Genomic DNA, 17,652 nt, shown 5'->3' with positions numbered 1-17,652 from the left:
TCCACGAGGCAAGGGACTAGACCATGCATTTCACCATTCAACGCGAAGCCCTGTTGAAACCTCTGCAACTGGTCGCCGGTGTCGTGGAACGACGCCAGACGCTGCCGGTATTGTCCAATGTGCTGCTGGTGGTCGAAGGCCAGCAGCTGTCGCTGACCGGCACTGACCTCGAGGTCGAGCTGGTTGGTCGTGTCGCACTGGAAGATGCTGCCGAACCGGGCGAGATCACCGTGCCGGCGCGCAAGCTGATGGATATCTGCAAGAGCCTGCCGTCCGATGCGCTGATCGACATCCGCGTCGATGATCAGAAGCTGCTGGTCAAGGCTGGTCGCAGTCGCTTCACCCTCTCCACTTTGCCTGCCAACGACTTCCCCACCGTGGAAGAAGGCCCGGGTTCGCTGACCTTCAACCTGCCGCAAGCCAAGCTGCGTCGCCTGATCGAGCGCACCAGCTTCGCCATGGCTCAGCAGGACGTGCGCTACTACCTCAACGGCATGCTGCTGGAAGTGCAGAGCGGCATGCTGCGCGCTGTCGCTACCGACGGTCATCGCCTGGCGATGTGTTCCATGGAAGCGGCCATCCAGCAGGACGGCAAGCATCAGGTGATCGTGCCGCGCAAGGGTATTCTCGAGCTGGCTCGCCTGCTTACCGAGCAGGATGCTGAAGTCGCCATCGTGCTGGGCCAACACCACATTCGCGCCAACACCGGCGAGTTCACCTTCACCTCCAAGCTGGTGGATGGCAAATTCCCGGATTACGAGCGCGTGCTGCCGCGCGGCGGCGACAAGCTGGTGCTGGCCGATCGTCAGGGCCTGCGCGAGGCCTTCAGCCGTACTGCGATTCTATCCAACGAGAAATATCGCGGTATTCGCCTGACCCTGGCTGCCGGTCTGCTGAAGATCCAGGCCAACAACCCGGAGCAGGAAGAGGCCGAGGAAGAGATCGTGGTCGACTATAACGGCGGCGGTCTGGAGATCGGCTTCAACGTCAGCTACCTGCTGGATGTGCTGGGCGTGATGGGCACCGAACAGGTTCGCCTGATCCTCTCCGATTCCAACAGCAGTGCTCTGTTGCAGGAAGCCGATAACGACGATTCGGCCTACGTCGTCATGCCGATGAGGCTATAAGCCTTTAATGTCCCTCAGCCGTATCACAGTCACCGCGGTGCGCAACCTGCACCCGGTGACCCTCTCTCCCTCCCCCCGCATCAACATCCTCCACGGCGCCAACGGCAGCGGCAAGACCAGCGTGCTCGAGGCAATTCATCTACTCGGCCTCGCCCGCTCCTTCCGCAGCACCCGCCTGCAACCCGTCATCCATTACGAGCAGCCGGCCTGTACCGTTTTCGGCCAGGTACAGCTTGCCGAGGGCGGTTCCAGCAATCTCGGTATTTCGCGTGATCGTCAGGGCGAACTGCAGATTCGTATCGACGGACAGAACGCGCGCAGTGCTGCTCAGTTGGCCGATCTGCTGCCGTTGCAGCTGATCAACCCGGACAGCTTTCGCTTGCTGGAAGGTGCGCCGAAGATTCGCAGGCAGTTCCTCGACTGGGGTGTGTTCCACGTGGAACATCGCTTTCTCGGTGCATGGCAGCGTCTGCAGAAAGCCCTGCGGCAGCGGAACTCGTGGCTGCGCCATGGTACACTTGACGGTGCTTCGCAGGCCGCATGGGACCGCGAGTTGTGCAGCGCAAGTGACGAAATCGATACCTATCGACGAGCCTACATCCAGGCGCTGAAGCCGGTGTTCGAACGTACCCTTGCAGAGTTGCTGCAGTTGGAAGGCCTGACCCTGAGTTATTACCGCGGGTGGGACAAGGATCGTGAGCTGAGCGAAGTACTCGCCTCATCCCTGTTTCGCGATCAACAACTCGGGCATACCCAGGCTGGCCCGCAACGCGCCGATTTGCGTCTGCGGCTTGCGGGGCATAACGCGGCGGAAATCCTGTCGCGCGGACAGCAAAAACTGGTGGTGTGCGCATTGCGCATCGCCCAGGGTCACCTGGTCAACGAAGCCAAGCGTGGCCAATGTATCTATCTGGTGGACGACCTACCGTCGGAACTGGATGAACAGCATCGTCAGGCACTGTGCCGGTTGCTGGAAGATTTGCACTGCCAGGTGTTCATCACCTGTGTGGATAATGAATTGTTGAGGGAAGGCTGGCAGATGGATACGCCGGTATCCATGTTCCACGTGGAACATGGTCGTATCACCCAGACCCAAGACCATCGGGAGTGAAGGCATGAGCGAGAACCAAACGTACGACTCCTCCAGCATCAAGGTGCTGAAAGGACTGGACGCCGTACGCAAACGTCCCGGGATGTACATCGGTGACACGGACGATGGCAGTGGTCTGCACCACATGGTGTTCGAGGTGGTCGATAACTCGATCGACGAAGCGCTGGCAGGCTATTGCAGCGAGATCGTCATCACTATCCACCCTGACGAATCGATCAGCGTACGCGACAACGGTCGCGGCATTCCGGTGGACATCCACAAGGAAGAAGGCGTTTCCGCGGCCGAGGTCATCATGACCGTGCTGCATGCCGGCGGTAAGTTCGACGACAACACCTACAAGGTTTCCGGCGGCCTGCACGGTGTGGGTGTATCGGTGGTTAACGCGCTGTCCGAAGAGCTGCGCCTGACCATTCGCCGCGCTGGCAAGGTGTGGGAGCAGGTCTATCACCACGGCGTGCCGCAAGCGCCGCTGGCTGCTGTCGGTGATACCGAAGGCACCGGCACCGAGATTCACTTCAAGGCATCCGCCGAGACCTTCAGCAACATCCATTTCAGCTGGGACATTCTGGCCAAGCGCCTGCGCGAGCTGTCGTTCCTCAACTCCGGCGTGGGCATCCTGCTGCGTGATGAGCGTTCCGGCAAGGAAGAGCTGTTCAAGTACGAGGGTGGTCTGAAGGCCTTCGTCGAGTACCTCAACACCAACAAGAACGTGGTGAACCAGGTATTCCACTTCAACATCCAGCGCGAGGAAGATGGCGTTGGTGTCGAAGTGGCCCTGCAGTGGAACGACAGCTTCAACGAGAACATTCTCTGCTTCACCAACAACATCCCGCAGCGTGACGGCGGTACCCACCTGGCAGGCTTCCGCTCTGCCCTCACCCGTCACCTGAACAACTACATCGAGCAGGAAGGCCTGGCGAAGAAGTTCAAGGTCGCCACCACCGGCGATGACGCCCGCGAAGGCCTGACCGCGATCATCTCGGTCAAGGTGCCGGACCCGAAATTCAGCTCGCAGACCAAGGACAAGCTGGTTTCCAGCGAAGTGAAAACCGCCGTCGAGCAGGAGATGGGCAAATACTTCGCGGACTTCCTGCTGGAGAACCCCAACGAAGCCAAGGCTGTGGTCGGCAAGATGATCGATGCCGCCCGCGCCCGTGAAGCAGCGCGCAAGGCGCGTGAGATGACCCGCCGCAAGGGCGCTCTGGACATTGCCGGCCTGCCCGGCAAACTGGCCGACTGCCAGGAAAAAGACCCGGCGCTGTCCGAACTCTACATAGTGGAGGGTGACTCCGCGGGCGGTTCTGCCAAGCAGGGCCGTAACCGCAAGACCCAGGCGATCCTGCCGCTCAAGGGCAAGATCCTCAACGTCGAGAAGGCACGCTTCGACAAGATGCTCTCCTCTGCCGAAGTCGGCACCCTGATCACCGCACTGGGCTGCGGTATCGGTCGCGAGGAGTACAACATCGACAAGCTGCGCTACCACAACATCATCATCATGACCGATGCTGACGTTGACGGTTCGCACATCCGTACCCTGCTGCTGACCTTCTTCTTCCGTCAGCTGCCGGAGCTGATCGAGCGTGGCTACGTCTACATCGCCCAGCCGCCCCTGTACAAGGTCAAGAAGGGCAAGCAGGAGCAGTACATCAAGGACGACGAGGCCATGGACGAATACATGACCCAGTCGGCTCTGGAAGACGCCAGCCTGCACGTCAACGAGAACGCTCCTGGTCTGTCCGGTGGCGCACTGGAGAAGCTGGTCGGCGAATACCGTGGTGTGATGAAGACCCTGGACCGCCTGTCGCGCGTCTACCCCAAGGGCATCACCGAGCATTTCGTCTACCTGCCGCGTATCGGCCTCGAGCAACTGGCTGACCATGCCGGCATGCAGGCCTGGCTGGAGCGCTTCAGCGCACGTCTGAAGGTGATGGAGAAGTCCGGCCAGACCTACACCGCCAGCTTGCGCGAGGACCGTGAGCGTCACATCTGGCTGCCTGAGGTGGAGGTCAAGGCGCATGGTCTGTCCAGCTACACCACCTTCAACCGCGACTTCTTCGCCAGCAATGACTACAAGACCGTCACTGCCCTTGGCGACCAGCTGAACAACCTGCTGGAAGAAGGGGCCTACGTGCAGCGTGGCGAGCGCAAAAAGCCGGTCAGCAGCTTCAAGGAAGCGCTGGAGTGGCTGATGAACGAAAGCACCAAGCGCCACAGCATCCAGCGATACAAGGGGCTTGGCGAGATGAACCCGGATCAGCTGTGGGAAACCACCATGGACCCGGAAGTGCGCCGCATGCTGAAGGTGACCATCGAAGACGCCATCGCGGCGGACCAGATCTTCAACACCCTGATGGGCGACGCCGTGGAGCCGCGCCGCGACTTCATCGAGTCCAACGCCCTGGCGGTGTCGAACCTGGACTTCTGATTCACTGGCGGTACAAAAGCGAACCCCGGCCTGTGCCGGGGTTCTGTTTTTCTGCCCTATGGCAAAAGGCTTACAAGACGAGGCGCAAAGGGCTTCTGCCCTCTTCTTCGAAGCTTGGTTACTCTGAGCACACCTACCGGGAGATGGATATCCCGAGTCAAGGAAGACGGACCGCGCCAGGAAGGCAAACGACAGGATGTCGGAAGGTCATTAAAAAACCCGCCTCGGCGGGTTTTTTGTTGGCTCAGAAAAAGCGGGCCGTCGGGCTATTGCCGATCAGATAAGGCTGCCAAAGCGGCCTTTCGCAGGAGCCCCGCCCCGGGGCGAAGCTGTTCAATTGCGTATCGCCCTTGTTCGCGGCGGGGCGCCGCTCCTACGAATTCTCCGCCTGACGTCAGGCCCACCAGTAGCGCACCATATGGAAGAACACCGGTGCGGCGAAACACACGGAGTCCAGGCGGTCGAGCATACCGCCGTGGCCTTCGATCATGTGGCCCCAGTCCTTCACCCCGCGGTCGCGTTTGATCGCCGACATCACCAGACCACCGGCAAAGCCAAGCAGGCATACCAGCAGGGCGAACAGCGCCGCCTGCCAGAAGGCGAACGGCGTGATCCAGCACAGCAGGGCGCCGATCAGCGTGGCCAGGGCGACGCCGCCGACGAAGCCTTCCACCGTCTTCGACGGCGACAGCCTGGGTGCGATCTTGTGCTTGCCGAACAGCTTGCCGCATACGTACTGCAGCACGTCGGAGAGCTGTACGACGATGATCAGCCAGGCGATCAGCAGCAGGTTGCGACCTTCGTAGCCGGGAATATCCAGGGTCAGCAGCGCCGGTACCGAGGAGATGCAATACACGGCGATCATCAGCCCCCACTGTACCTTGGCCGCACGCTCCAGATAACGCGTGGTATCGCCGCCCAGCGAAGCGAGAATCGGCAGCAACAGGAACAGGTAGACCGGGATGAAGATGGCGAACAGGCCGTACCAGTCCAGGGCGATCAGCAGGTACTGCATCGGCAGGGCGAAATAGAAGGCCGCCACCAGCGCCGGATAGTCGCTGCGGCGTGTCGGTGCCAGGGTCATGAACTCGCGCAGGGCATAGAAGGAAACGAAGTAGAACAGCAGGATCACGCCGTTGTTGCCGAACAGGAAGGCGATGCCGATCACCAGCACCATCACCCACCAGGCGTTGATCCGCGCGTTGAGGTTGTCGATCACCGGATTGGGCTGATCGCCGCTGCGTCGCTTGAGCACGAAGCCGACCAGGCTGGCCAGCAGAAGCAGGGCACCGATACCGGCGAACAGCAGCAGAGTATTGCGATCCATCTCAGGCCTCCTCGGGTGCCAGTGCCAGCAGGGCGTTACGTGCACGTTCCAGGAAGGCTTCCTTGCCCTCCCCTTCGATGCGCTCCAGCGCCGTGCCGAAGCTCAGGGTGCACAGCAGGGGCAGCGGCAGCGCCCTGCCCTTGGGCATCACGCGGTTGAGGTTGGCGATCCACACCGGCACCAGCTCGACTTCCGGTCGCGCGTGGGCCAGGTGATAGAGGCCGCTCTTGAATGGCAGCAGTGGCTCGTCGCTCAGGTTGCGTGTGCCCTCGGGGAAGATGATCAGCGAATCGCCGCCATCCAGCGCATCGAGCATCGCCTGCAGTGGATTGATGCCTGCCTCCTTGCGTTCACGGTCGACCAGCACACCGTTGAACACCCTGTTGATCAGGAAGCTGCGCACCCCGGGCTTCTGCCAGTAGTCGGCACCGGCCACGGGCCGGGTGCGCTTGCGCAGCTGTGGCGGCAGCGACGCCCAGAGCAGGACGAAGTCGCCATGGCTGCTGTGGTTGGCGTAGTACAGACGTTGCGTCGCCTGCGCGGTACTGCCGAGCCAAAGGGCTCGGGCACCGGTCAGCAGACGAGCCGCCGAGGTGATGGCGAAAGCGGTCAATGCGGCGAGCATGGCGACTCCTTGAGCGAGGACGATGAGGATTCCGAGCACAACGATGGTGATTTACAGCAGGAACAGCGCACGTCGGCGCCGCACGGCAGCTTCGCCCGGGACGTGCCAGCCGTTGCCGTTGGATGTTGCCACGCCTGGCTGTCGAGCCAGTCGCCAGCCTCGCTCAGACGGGCGTCCGTTACCGCGCGCCGCGCAGCGAATCTGCCCGCCGGATCGGCGGCCCTACCCAGCCATCGCGCAAGGCCGTGAAGCACGGGGGGCGGGCTCGGCTCGAGGCTGTCCTGGCTGCCAAAGGCGTGAAACCGTACGAGGCGCATGGAATCTCCCTATTCCGTTGCAGAGCTCAGGCTGTTTCGGCCAGCCCCTGGCGAACGCGGTTGTAGAGGGTATAGAGCAGCAGGGCGAGGACCAGGCCGAGCAGGAGGTTGATCCACAAGCCAGGCAGCAGGCCCGTGGCGACACCGGCGCCCAGCACGCCGAAGCAGAAGGCACGGTCGCTCTTGCCCATGGGCCCGTCATAACGCCGCGAGGCGCCGACCATGGGGCCGAGCACTCCGGCGTATTCGCTGATCACCGCCAGCAGCACCAGGGTCACCACCAGCAGCGGCGAGACGCCGGGCAGCAGGGCGAAGGGCAGATACAGGGCGCTGTCGGCGATCACGTCGCACAGCTCGTTGAGGTAGGCGCCGAGCTTCGACTGCTGGCCGAACTCGCGCGCGAGCATGCCATCGACGGCGTTGAGCGCCATGCGCAACAGCATCCATAGGGGTATCAGGGCAAACAGCCAGGTAATGTGGCTGAAGACTGCGAGCAGAACGCCGAGCAGAACGGAGATGGCTGCGGCGGCCAGGGTCACCTGGTTGGCAGTGACGCCGCGCGCGTAAAGACGTTCGACGCCGGGGCGCAGCAGGTTCTGGAAGGCCGGTTTGAGCTGGTAGATCGAAGGCATGGCAGCGAAATCCCTTTCTTGATCGAATCTTCAGCCATTGCGGCGCACGCGGTTGTGCGCCTTTCGAGGCTAGTGCGATACCACCTGCGTCCGTGCAACTTATACCCAGTCGGGCGATTTTCCTAGTGTCGTCGATTACCCAGAGAAATCAGACGTCTAGGATGAATAATGGCATATTGACGGTATTTCCTGCACAGCTTATCCACAGATCAGGCTGGCTCACCCAGGCGGCTCAGCTGCGGCTCTTCACCGCGCAGTTCGGTCTGCTGCTGGCAGACCCACTGGAAGGCGCGCTCGTTGAGTTCGGCGATGGCGCGTGGGCCCTCGCCTTCGGCATACATCGGCGCGCCGATGATTACCTGAATGGTGCCCGAGCGCTTGCCCCAGCCCGCCTTCGGCCAGAACTCGCCGGCATTGTGCGCAATGGGCAGCACCGGCAGGCCGGCATTCACTGCCAGGGACGTACCGCCGCGGGAGAACTTGCCGATCTGCCCCGGCGGAATGCGCGTGCCTTCGGGGAATACCAGCACCCAGGCGCCCTGCTTGAGGCGTTCGTCGCCCTGCTTGGCCAGTTGCTTGAGCGCCGCCTTGGGATTACTGCGGTCGATGGCGATGGGCTTGAGCAACGCCATGCCCCAGCCGAAGAACGGCACGCGCAGCAGCTCGCGCTTGACCACCTGGCTGAGCGGCTCGAAGTAGGAGGAAAGGAAGAAGGTTTCCCAGGTGCTCTGATGGTTGGCGAGAATCACGCAGGGGCGCTCGGGGATGTTCTCCACGCCGCGCACCTCATAGCGGATGCCGACGATAACCCGGGCCAGCCACACGGCGCAGCTGCACCAGGCCTGAACGACGAAGCGGTAGCGTTGGCGAAACGGCAGAAAAGGCGCGACCACCAGGCTGATCAGGCACCAGAAGAACGAGCTGGACGACAACAGCAGGTAGAAAAGCGTGACTCTGAAAGCCTGCAGGATCGCCATGAAGCTTCGCACCTTATGAGAGCAGTCGATCGGCGACGGCCGCCAGATCGTCGAATACCAGGGTTCCTGGCGGCAATGGCTTGGCCAGGGTACGTTCGCCCTTGCCGGTTTTCACCAGCACAGGCTGACAATCGACGGCCAGCGCGGCCTGCAGGTCACCGCTGGTATCGCCGACGAACCAGATTCCTGTCAGATCCGTGGCGTAATGCGCGGCGATCTGTTTGAGCATGCCCGGTTTCGGCTTGCGGCAGTCACAGCCGTCGTCCGGCCCGTGCGGGCAGTGAACGATCAGCCCGACTTCGCCGCCCTGCTCGGCCACCAGCTCGCGCAGACGCGCGTGCATCGACTCCAGGGTCGCCAGGTCGTAATAGCCACGGGCGATGCCGGACTGGTTGGTGGCCACGGCCACTGTCCAGCCGGCCTTGGACAGGCGTGCGATGGCGGCGATCGACGACGGGATCGGAATCCACTCGTCGAGCGTCTTGATATAGGCGTCGGAGTCTTGGTTGATGACACCGTCGCGGTCGAGAATGATCAGATTCATGGGAGCCGTTTCAGATACTGGGGGTAGGAGCGAGCTCTGCTCGCGAAGCTTTTATGTGCTTGGTTCGCGAGCAGAGCTCGCTCCTACCTATTTTCCATCAGCCCAGCACCGAGATATCCGCCACGCCGAGGAACAGCCCGCGCAGACGGGCCAGCAGGGCGTAACGGTTGGCGCGCACGCGCGCGTCCTCGGCGTTGACCAGCACCGCCTCGAAGAAGGCGTCCACCGGCTCGCGCAGGCTGGCCAGCTTGGCCAGGGCCTCGCTGTACTGACGCGCAGCGGCTAGCGGCTGCACCGCGTGGTCGGCCTGCTGGATGGCAGCGTGCAGGGCGAACTCGCTGGGGTTGTCGAAGTAGTGCGCTTCGACCTGGGCGGCGACACCGCCTTCGGCCTTGCTCAGCAGGTTCGACACGCGCTTGTTGGCGGCGGCCAGGGCTTCGGCCTGCGGCAGCTTGCGGAAGGTCTGCACGGCCTGAACGCGCTGGTCGAAGTCCAGTGGCGAGGTCGGATTGACCGCGCGCACGGCCTGGTACACGGCCACTTCGATGCCTTCGTCCTCGTAGCGTGCGCGCAGGCGGTCGAAGATGAACTCCAGCACCTGGGCGGACAGACCTGCGGCCTTGATCTTGCCAGCGTACTGGGCGACGGCGAAGTCGACCGCGGCGGCCAGGTCCAGATCCAGGCCCTTCTCGATCAGGATGCGCAGCACGCCGAGGGCGGCGCGGCGCAGGGCGTAGGGGTCCTTCGAGCCGGTCGGCAGCATGCCGATGCCGAAGATGCCGACCAGGGTGTCGAGCTTGTCGGCCACGGCCACGGCGGCACCGGTCAGGGTGCTTGGCAGTTCGGCGCCGGCACCGCGCGGCATGTACTGCTCGTTCAGGGCCAGGGCGACATCTTCCGGCTCACCATCGTTGAGCGCGTAGTAGTAACCGGCGATGCCCTGCATCTCGGGGAATTCGCCGACCATCTCGGTGGCCAGGTCGCACTTGGACAGCAGACCGGCGCGGGCCGCGCGCTGGGCGTCGCCACCGACTTCGCGGGCGATGAAGCCGGCGAGCGCCGACACCCGTTGGGCCTTGTCGAATACCGAACCGAGCTGGGCCTGGAACACCACGTTGGCCAGGCGCTGGTTGAAGCCTTCAAGCTTCTGCTTCTTGTCCTGCTTGAAGAAGAACTCGGCATCGGTCAGGCGCGGGCGCACCACTTTCTCGTTACCCGAGACGATCTGCGCCGGGTCCTTGCTTTCGATGTTCGCCACGGTGATGAAGCGCGGCAGCAGCTTGCCGTTGGCATCGAGCAGGCAGAAGTACTTCTGGTTGTCCTGCATGGTGCTGATCAGCGCCTCCTGCGGCACCTCGAGGAAGCGCTCCTCGAACGAGCAGACCAGCGGCACCGGCCATTCGACCAGGGCGGTAACTTCATCCAGCAGCGCCGGCGGCACGATGGCCGAGCCCTGCTCGGCGGCAGCCAGCTCGTCGACGCGGCGGCTGATGATCGCGCGACGTTCGGCGAAGTCGGCCAGCACATAGGCGCTGCGCAGATCCTCGGCATAGCTGGCCGGGCTGCTGATGCGCACGTCGCGGTTGGCGTGGAAGCGGTGACCACGGGACACGCGGCCGGCCTTCTGGGTGAGGATTTCGCAGTCGACGACGGCGTCGCCGAACAGCATCACCAGCCACTGGGTCGGACGCACGAACTCGTCGCGACGGGCGGCCCAGCGCATGCGCTTGGGAATCGGCAGGTCGTTCAGCGAGTCCTGCACGATGGTCGGCAGCAGGTTCACCGCCGGCTGGCCGGGGATGTGCTGGGCGAAGCGCAGTTTCGCGCCGCTGCGGTCGATCTCGGCGATGTCCACACCGCACTTGCGGGCGAAGCCGAGGGCGGCCTGAGTCGGATTGCCGTCGGCGTCGAAGGCGGCCTGGATGGGCGGGCCGTCGAGGTTCATGCTGCGGTCGGCCTGCTGCTCCTCGAGCTGCTCGACCAGCACGGCCAGGCGCCGGGGCGCGGCATAGGCGCGGGCGCTGGCGTAGTTCAGACCGGCGGCCTTGAGGCCTTTCTCGATACCGGCGAGGAAGGCGTCACCGAGGCTCTTCAGGGCTTTGGGTGGCAGCTCTTCTGTGCCCAGTTCGACCAGGAAATCTTTCGCACTCATGCTTGTGCCTCCAGGGTGTTGCCCAGTACTTCGTCTTTCAGGAGGCCTGCATCCTTGAGCTTGGCCAGTACTTCGTCACGCAGTTCGGGGGTGGCCATGGGGAAGCCGAGCTTGGCGCGCGCCTGCAGGTAGCTCTGCGCCACCGCGCGGGCCAGGGTACGCACGCGCAGGATGTACTGCTGGCGCGCGGTCACCGAGATGGCGCGGCGGGCGTCGAGCAGGTTGAAGGTGTGCGAGGCCTTGAGCACCATCTCATAGGTCGGCAGCGGCAGCTCCAGTTCGATCAGGCGGTTGGCTTCGCTCTCGTAGAAATCGAACAGCTCGAACAGCTTCTCGACGTTGGCGTGCTCGAAGTTGTAGGTGGACTGCTCCACCTCGTTCTGGTGGAACACGTCGCCGTAGGTCACGGTGCCGAACGGGCCGTCGGTCCAGATCAGGTCGTAGACCGAGTCGACGCCCTGCAGGTACATGGCCAGGCGCTCCAGGCCGTAGGTGATTTCGCCGGTCACCGGGTAACACTCGATGCCGCCGACCTGCTGGAAGTAGGTGAACTGGGTGACTTCCATGCCGTTGAGCCAGATTTCCCAGCCCAGGCCCCAGGCGCCGAGGGTCGGCGATTCCCAGTTGTCCTCGACGAAGCGAATGTCGTGCACTTCCGGATCGAGGCCGATGGCCTTCAGCGAACCCAGGTACAGCTCCTGGAAGTTCTCCGGGTTGGGCTTCAGGACAACCTGAAACTGGTAATAGTGCTGCAGGCGGTTGGGGTTTTCGCCGTAGCGTCCGTCGGTCGGGCGGCGCGAAGGCTGCACGTAGGCGGCGTTCCAGGTCTCGGGGCCGACGGCGCGCAGGAAGGTCGCGGTGTGGAAGGTACCGGCGCCCACTTCCATGTCGTAGGGTTGCAGCACCACGCAGCCCTGCTCGGCCCAGTAGTTCTGCAGGGCCAGGATCAGGTCCTGGAAGGTGCGCACGGCAGGCTTGTTCTGGCTCACGAAAAAATCACCTGTGGAGGCTTGCGAGGGAAAGCCGGGGAGTATATCGAAACTCGGCGCAGGCCGCAGGGTACGGCGCATAGGCATCGTCCATCGCCGATAATAACTGTGTTTATATACAGTTACTTTGCCGCTATAGTCAGCGCTTCGCCCCCTGACCGAGGCTTTCCAACATGCCCCGTTGCTTCTGGTGTACCGACGATCCGCTGTATCAGGCCTACCACGACGAAGAATGGGGCGTGCCGCAGCGCGATGCCCGGCAACTATTCGAGATGCTGCTGCTCGAAGGCGCACAGGCCGGCCTGTCGTGGATTACCGTGCTGAAAAAGCGCGAGCGTTATCGGCAGGTGTTGCACGGCTTCGATCCGCAGCGACTGGCCCGCCTCACTGACGAAGAAATCGAATTGCTGATGCAGGACCCCGGCATCATCCGCAACCGCCTCAAGCTCAAGGCCGTGCGCCAGAACGCCCAGGCCTGGCTGAAGCTGGAAGACCCGGTAGCCTGGCTCTGGTCGTTTGTGGGTGGCGCGCCGAAGATCAACCATTTCAGCGACCGCAGCCAGATGCTGGCGGTGACGCCCGAGGCCGAGGCGATGAGCAAGGCGTTGCGCAAGGCCGGCTTCAACTTCGTCGGGCCGACCATCTGCTATGCCTTCATGCAGGCCACGGGTATGGTGATGGACCACACCACCGACTGCGACCGCTACGCGCAACTGAAGGGCTCATGACTGCCATCACCACCCTGGAGGAACTGCAGGCCGTTTACGGCGACAGCCACGAGCGCTCGCGGCGCAAGGAACTGCCGCGGCTGATCGAACCCTACCGCGCGCTGATCCAGGCTTCGCCCTTCGTGGTGCTGGCCAGCGCCGGCCCGGATGGCCTGGACTGCTCGCCGCGGGGTGATGCGCCGGGCTTCGTGCACATCCTCGACGACCAGACCCTGTTGTTGCCGGATCGCCCCGGCAACAACCGCATCGACAGCCTGCGCAACATCGTGCTGAACCCGCAGGTGGCATTGTTGTTTCTGATTCCGGGCGTCGGCGAAAGCCTGCGAGTCAATGGCCGGGCGGAAATCACCCTCGATCCCGAGTGGCTGGAGCTGGGTCGTGCCCAGGGCAAGCTGCCGCGCAGCGCGCTGCGCATCCATATAGAGACCTGCTACTTCCAGTGCTCCAAGGCGGCGCTGCGCGCAGAGCTGTGGGATGTCTCGCGTCAGGTCGAACGCGCCAGCCTGCCGAGTGCCGGCGATATTTTTCGCCACATCTACGACGAGTTCGATGTCGAAGCCTACGAGCATGACCTGCAACAGCGGCTTCGGACGAGCCTTTACTGACTGCGCGGTCGCCCAACGGTACAATTGGCGCTTTTGTGAGCGGTTGGAGTCTGTCGTGGAAAAACTCAAGGGCGCCCTGGTGGTGGGTTTCCTGCGCCTGTTCGCACTGCTGCCCTGGCGCGCCGTGCAGGCCGTGGGCAATGCCATCGGCTGGCTGATGTGGAAGCTGCCGAATGGCTCGCGCGACGTGGTGCGTATCAACCTGAGCAAGTGTTTCCCCGAGCTTAACCAGGCCGAGCTGGACAAACTGGTCGGGCAGAGCCTCAAGGACATCGGCAAGACCCTGACAGAGAGCGCGTGCGCCTGGATCTGGCCGGCGCAGAAATCGCTCAAGCTGATTCGCGAGGTGGAAGGCCTGGAGGTGCTGCAGCAGGCCCTGGCCTCGGGCAAGGGCGTGGTCGGCATCACCAGCCACCTGGGCAACTGGGAAGTGCTCAACCACTTCTACTGCAACCAGTGCAAACCGATCATTTTCTATCGCCCGCCCAAGCTCAAGGCGGTCGACGAGCTGCTGCAGCAACAGCGCGTGCAGATGGGCAATCGCGTCGCGCCGTCGACCAAGGAAGGCATCCTCAGCGTCATCAAGGAAGTGCGCAAGGGCGGCGCCGTGGGTATTCCGGCTGACCCGGAACCGAGCCGTTCGTCCGGCGTATTCGTACCCTTCCTCGGCACCACCGCGCTGACCAGCAAGTTCGTCCCCGGCATGCTTACCGGTGGCAAGGCGATCGGCGTGTTCCTGCATGCGCTGCGTCTGCCGGATGGCAGCGGCTACAAGGTGATCCTCGAAGCGGCGCCCGAAGGCATGTACAGCGAGAACGTCGAAGAAGGCGTGGCGGCGATGAGCGAGGTGGTGTCGCGCTACGTGCGTAACTACCCGAGCCAGTACATGTGGAGCATGAAGCGCTTCAAGAAGCGCCCGGACGGCGAGGCCAAGTGGTACTGACCTACCGTCACTGAGCAAGATGTAAGTAAGGCGCCGCGATGGCGCCTTTTTTCTGCCACCTGCTGGGCGCCAACGCGCGAATAGGCTATTAAAGGCGACATTGCTCGCCCAATCATGGAGCCGTCATGTCCAACCAGCGTCAGCAGGTGCGTACCCCGATGAAGTGTCGGATCAAGATCAGCCACCCCAGCTTTGGTGAGCTGCTGGCACAGACCCGTGACCTGTCCGATAGCGGTGTCTATGTGAAGCACCCGGACATCACCGCCCTGGCGGTCGGCACCGAGGTCACCGGCCAGGTGCAGGACCTGCCCTTCCCCGCCCCGGTGTTGAAGATGGAAGTGATGCGCGTGGACGCCGAAGGCGCCGGCCTGCGGTTTCTCGGCGAGGCCTGAGCGATTCGCCTCGGTTCAACCTTCGCCAATAAATGTTTCGGATCCATGGAACATTTTGTTACATCTGTGCTCTGATCAAGACCTCACTCCGAGGTGGCGTCCATCAGAGGCGTTTTCGACATGAGTCGAGCGGTACCCGAACTTCCCGCTGAAGGCGCAGACGCGCCAGATCTTCCTTCTTCTCCTCAACCCGGCTGGCTGCAACGCAACCGTCATCTGATCGGCCTTGGCCTCTCGCTGCTGCTGTTCGGTCTGGCCCTGGTGGCCTGCTGGCACCTGGTGCGCGAGATCAACCCGGATCAGGTCCGTGAATCCCTGGCGGCCGTGCCGCCGCAGGCGCTGCTCGGCGCCCTGCTGGCCACCGTGCTGGGCTTCGTGGTGATGCTCGCCTACGAGTGGTCGGCCAGCCGCTACGCCAATGTCCAGCTGCCGCCGCCGACCCTGGCGCTGGGCGGCTTCTGTGCGTTCGCCATCGGCAATGCCGTGGGCCTGTCGGCGCTGTCCGGCGGTTCGGTGCGCTATCGGCTGTATGGGCGCAATGGCCTCGGTGCGGGCGATGTGGCGCGCATGAGCCTGTTCGCCAGCCTGTCGCTGGGCGTCAGCCTGCCGATTCTCGCAGCATTGGCAGCACTGTTCGACCTTGAAGATGCCTCGGCCGCGCTGCGTTTGTCCGAACCCGTGCTGGCAGGGCTGGCCGTTGCCGTGTTGGCCACGGCGCTGAGCGTAGCGCTGCTGGTCAGCCGCAAGCGCCTGGCCGAGCGCCCCGCGCCCGGCTGCTGGCAGGTGGATCTGGGACGTTTCAGCCTGCGTCTGCCGGGCCTGCGCATGAGCCTGACGCAACTGCTGATCAGCAGCCTCGACGTGCTGATCGCCGCCAGCGTGCTCTATCTGCTGCTGCCCGACGCGCCGCCTTTTTCGTCCTTCGTGCTGATCTACATGCTGGCCCTGGCGGCCGGCGTGCTGAGCCATGTACCGGGCGGTGTCGGGGTGTTCGAGGCGGTGTTGCTGGCGGCCTTTTCCTCGCGTATCGACCCGGCCGGGCTGGTCGCCGCCATGCTGCTCTACCGCCTGCTCTATGTGATCCTGCCGCTGGTGGCGGCCGGGCTCCTGCTGCTGGCTGCCGAAGCGCGTCGCCTGTGGTTTCCGCGCCAGGTGGCGCGCATGGCCAGCGGCATGGCGGCGCCGCTGCTGGCGTTGTTGGTGTTCTGCGCCGGCGCGGTGCTGCTGTTCTCCGGGGTGACGCCGACAGTGGACGAGCATCTGCAGGCGCTTGGCTTTCTCATGCCACCGCAACTGATCGCCGCCTCGCACCTGGCGGCCAGCCTGGTGGGCACGCTCTGTCTGCTATTGGCGCAAGGGCTGCGCCGGCGTCTGTCGGCGGCCTGGGCACTGACGCTGGTGCTGCTTTGCCTGGGGGTGGTGCTGTCATTGCTCAAGGGCTTCGACTGGCCGGAGTCGCTGGCACTGGCGATTGTCGCCGGGCTGCTGGCGCTGTTTCGCCGCGAGTTCTATCGGCGCAGCCGGCTGATGGAGGTGCCGGCCTCCGGCCTGGCGCTGGCGGCCACGATCGGGGTGCTCGCGGCTTCGGTGTGGTTGCTGCTGTTCGCCTATCAGGATGTCGCCTACAGCCATCAGCTGTGGTGGCAGTTCGAACTGGATGCTAATGCCCCGCGTGGCCTGCGCGCGGCACTGGGCAGTGCCCTGGTGTTGCTGGCGGTCGGCCTGACCTGGCTGCTGCGCGCCACACCGCCGAGTATCAGCCTGCCGGACCGGGACGCGTTGCTGCGCGCGCGAGCCATCGTCCAGGCCTCGCGTCAGCCTGAGGGCGGCCTGGCACTGAGTGGCGACAAGGCGCTGCTGTTCCACCCTGATGGTGAAGCCTTCCTCATGTACGCCCGTCGCGGGCGCAGCCTGGTGGCGCTGTTCGACCCTATCGGTCCGGCGACTGCTCGTGCCGAGCTGATCTGGCAGTTTCGCGACCTGTGCGACCGCCACCATGCGCGGCCGGTTTTCTATCAGGTGCGCGCGGAGAATCTGCCCGGCTATATCGACATCGGCCTGACCGCGCTGAAGCTCGGCGAAGAGGCGCTGGTGGACCTGAAAACCTTCGACCTGGCCAGCAACGGCAAGGAGATGAAGGCGCTGCGCTACACCTGGAATCGTGGCCAGCGCGACGGCCTGAGCCTGGAATTCCATGCCCCTGGCCAGGTGCCGATGGAAGAGCTGCAGGCGATTTCCGATGCCTGGCTGCAGGGCAAGAACGTACGCGAGAAGGGCTTTTCCCTGGGCCGTTTCAGCCCCGAATACCTGGCGCACTTCCGCGTCGTGGTGGTGCGTTTCGAAGGTCGTGCGGTGGCCTTCGCCAACCTGCTGGAATGCGAGACGCGCGCCGTGGCCAGCCTCGACCTGATGCGCGTGCTGCCGGATGCGCCGAAGTCGACCATGGAGTTCCTCATGCTCGGCCTGATCCAGCAGTTCCAGGGCGAGGGCTACGCGCGCTTCAGCCTCGGCATGGTTCCCCTGGCCGGCCTGCAGACGCGCAAGGGGGCGCCGCTGCCCCTGCGCCTCGGTGCGCTGGTGTTCGACCGCGGCGAGAATTTCTACAACTTCCAGGGCCTGCGCCGCTTCAAGGACAAGTTCCTGCCGCAGTGGGAGCCGCGCTACCTGGCCGTGCCGGCCGGGCTCGATCCCTGGGTGGCATTGGCCGATACCGCCGCGCTGATCGCCGGTGGCCTGGGTGGACTGGTGAGGCGCTGAG

At 63.8% G+C, this 17,652-nt stretch carries 15 protein-coding genes; 8 read left to right on the top strand and 7 right to left on the bottom strand.

The genetic code is table 11. From position 1 onward, the window contains the following. Window positions 1–23: 23 nt before the first annotated feature. Genes dnaN through gyrB form a run of 3 tightly spaced genes read left to right on the top strand, consistent with a single transcriptional unit; the run spans window position 24 to window position 4,663 of the window. The gene (gene dnaN / locus BLS61_RS13455) at window positions 24–1,127 is read left to right on the top strand and encodes a DNA polymerase III subunit beta (protein ID WP_090431613.1); all 1,104 of its coding nucleotides are present in this window, start codon (window positions 24–26) and stop codon (window positions 1,125–1,127) included. 7 nt (window positions 1,128–1,134) lie between these two features. Further along, entirely contained in the window at window positions 1,135–2,238 is a 1,104-nt protein-coding gene (recF, locus tag BLS61_RS13450; RefSeq protein ID WP_090431611.1) for a DNA replication/repair protein RecF, read from the top strand. A gap of 4 nt (window positions 2,239–2,242) precedes the next feature. After that, on the top strand, window positions 2,243–4,663 hold the full coding sequence (gene gyrB / locus BLS61_RS13445; RefSeq protein WP_090431609.1) for a DNA topoisomerase (ATP-hydrolyzing) subunit B: 2,421 nt from the start codon (window positions 2,243–2,245) through the stop codon (window positions 4,661–4,663). A 394-nt stretch (window positions 4,664–5,057) separates the two neighbouring features. Here gyrB and BLS61_RS13440 read toward each other — a convergent pair whose 3' ends face one another. From BLS61_RS13440 to glyQ, 7 genes are all read right to left on the bottom strand, one after another. After that, window positions 5,058–5,990: a phosphatidate cytidylyltransferase gene (locus BLS61_RS13440; RefSeq protein WP_090431607.1), complete on the bottom strand. Its 933-nt coding sequence runs from the start codon at window positions 5,988–5,990 to the stop codon at window positions 5,058–5,060. 1 nt (window position 5,991) lies between these two features. After that, window positions 5,992–6,615: a lysophospholipid acyltransferase family protein gene (locus tag BLS61_RS13435; protein WP_090431605.1), complete on the bottom strand. Its 624-nt coding sequence runs from the start codon at window positions 6,613–6,615 to the stop codon at window positions 5,992–5,994. A gap of 343 nt (window positions 6,616–6,958) precedes the next feature. Further along, window positions 6,959–7,564, bottom strand: a complete 606-nt coding sequence (locus tag BLS61_RS13430) for a CDP-alcohol phosphatidyltransferase family protein (RefSeq protein WP_090431603.1) — start codon at window positions 7,562–7,564, stop codon at window positions 6,959–6,961. 209 nt (window positions 7,565–7,773) lie between these two features. Continuing rightward, a complete protein-coding gene (locus BLS61_RS13425) occupies window positions 7,774–8,541 on the bottom strand; it encodes a lysophospholipid acyltransferase family protein (RefSeq protein WP_090431601.1) in 768 nt (255 codons plus the stop codon). A 13-nt stretch (window positions 8,542–8,554) separates the two neighbouring features. Then, window positions 8,555–9,085, bottom strand: coding sequence for a D-glycero-beta-D-manno-heptose 1,7-bisphosphate 7-phosphatase (gene gmhB / locus BLS61_RS13420; RefSeq protein ID WP_090431599.1), 531 nt, complete (start codon window positions 9,083–9,085; stop codon window positions 8,555–8,557). A gap of 97 nt (window positions 9,086–9,182) precedes the next feature. Continuing rightward, window positions 9,183–11,237, bottom strand: a complete 2,055-nt coding sequence (gene glyS, locus BLS61_RS13415) for a glycine--tRNA ligase subunit beta (protein ID WP_090431596.1) — start codon at window positions 11,235–11,237, stop codon at window positions 9,183–9,185. Continuing rightward, window positions 11,234–12,226, bottom strand: a complete 993-nt coding sequence (glyQ, locus tag BLS61_RS13410) for a glycine--tRNA ligase subunit alpha (RefSeq protein ID WP_090431594.1) — start codon at window positions 12,224–12,226, stop codon at window positions 11,234–11,236. Before glyQ ends, glyS begins: the two co-directional genes overlap by 4 nt. Before the next feature lie 173 nt (window positions 12,227–12,399). On the opposite strand from glyQ, the gene BLS61_RS13405 reads away from it, so the two are divergent. The 5 genes from BLS61_RS13405 to mprF all read left to right on the top strand — a co-directional run bounded on the left by BLS61_RS13405 (window position 12,400) and on the right by mprF (window position 17,651). Further along, window positions 12,400–12,954 (top strand): DNA-3-methyladenine glycosylase I, encoded by a 555-nt coding sequence (locus BLS61_RS13405; protein WP_024306179.1) that lies wholly within the window; start codon window positions 12,400–12,402, stop codon window positions 12,952–12,954. Then, a complete protein-coding gene (locus tag BLS61_RS13400; protein ID WP_090431592.1) occupies window positions 12,951–13,559 on the top strand; it encodes a pyridoxamine 5'-phosphate oxidase family protein in 609 nt (202 codons plus the stop codon). Before BLS61_RS13405 ends, BLS61_RS13400 begins: the two co-directional genes overlap by 4 nt. 55 nt (window positions 13,560–13,614) lie before the next feature. After that, window positions 13,615–14,502: a lysophospholipid acyltransferase gene (locus BLS61_RS13395; RefSeq protein ID WP_090431590.1), complete on the top strand. Its 888-nt coding sequence runs from the start codon at window positions 13,615–13,617 to the stop codon at window positions 14,500–14,502. 125 nt (window positions 14,503–14,627) lie between these two features. After that, window positions 14,628–14,894: a PilZ domain-containing protein gene (locus tag BLS61_RS13390; protein ID WP_090431588.1), complete on the top strand. Its 267-nt coding sequence runs from the start codon at window positions 14,628–14,630 to the stop codon at window positions 14,892–14,894. A 120-nt stretch (window positions 14,895–15,014) separates the two neighbouring features. Beyond that, window positions 15,015–17,651 carry a bifunctional lysylphosphatidylglycerol flippase/synthetase MprF gene (gene mprF / locus BLS61_RS13385; RefSeq protein WP_090431586.1) on the top strand — a complete coding sequence of 879 codons (2,637 nt, stop codon included), beginning with the start codon at window positions 15,015–15,017 and terminating at the stop codon, window positions 17,649–17,651. Window position 17,652: the final 1 nt, after the last annotated feature.

Origin of the sequence: Ectopseudomonas guguanensis (genome assembly GCF_900104265.1) — a bacterium.
GTDB classification, from domain to species: Bacteria; Pseudomonadota; Gammaproteobacteria; order Pseudomonadales; family Pseudomonadaceae; genus Aquipseudomonas; species Aquipseudomonas guguanensis.
This window is presented reverse-complemented; position numbering and strand designations above follow the sequence as displayed.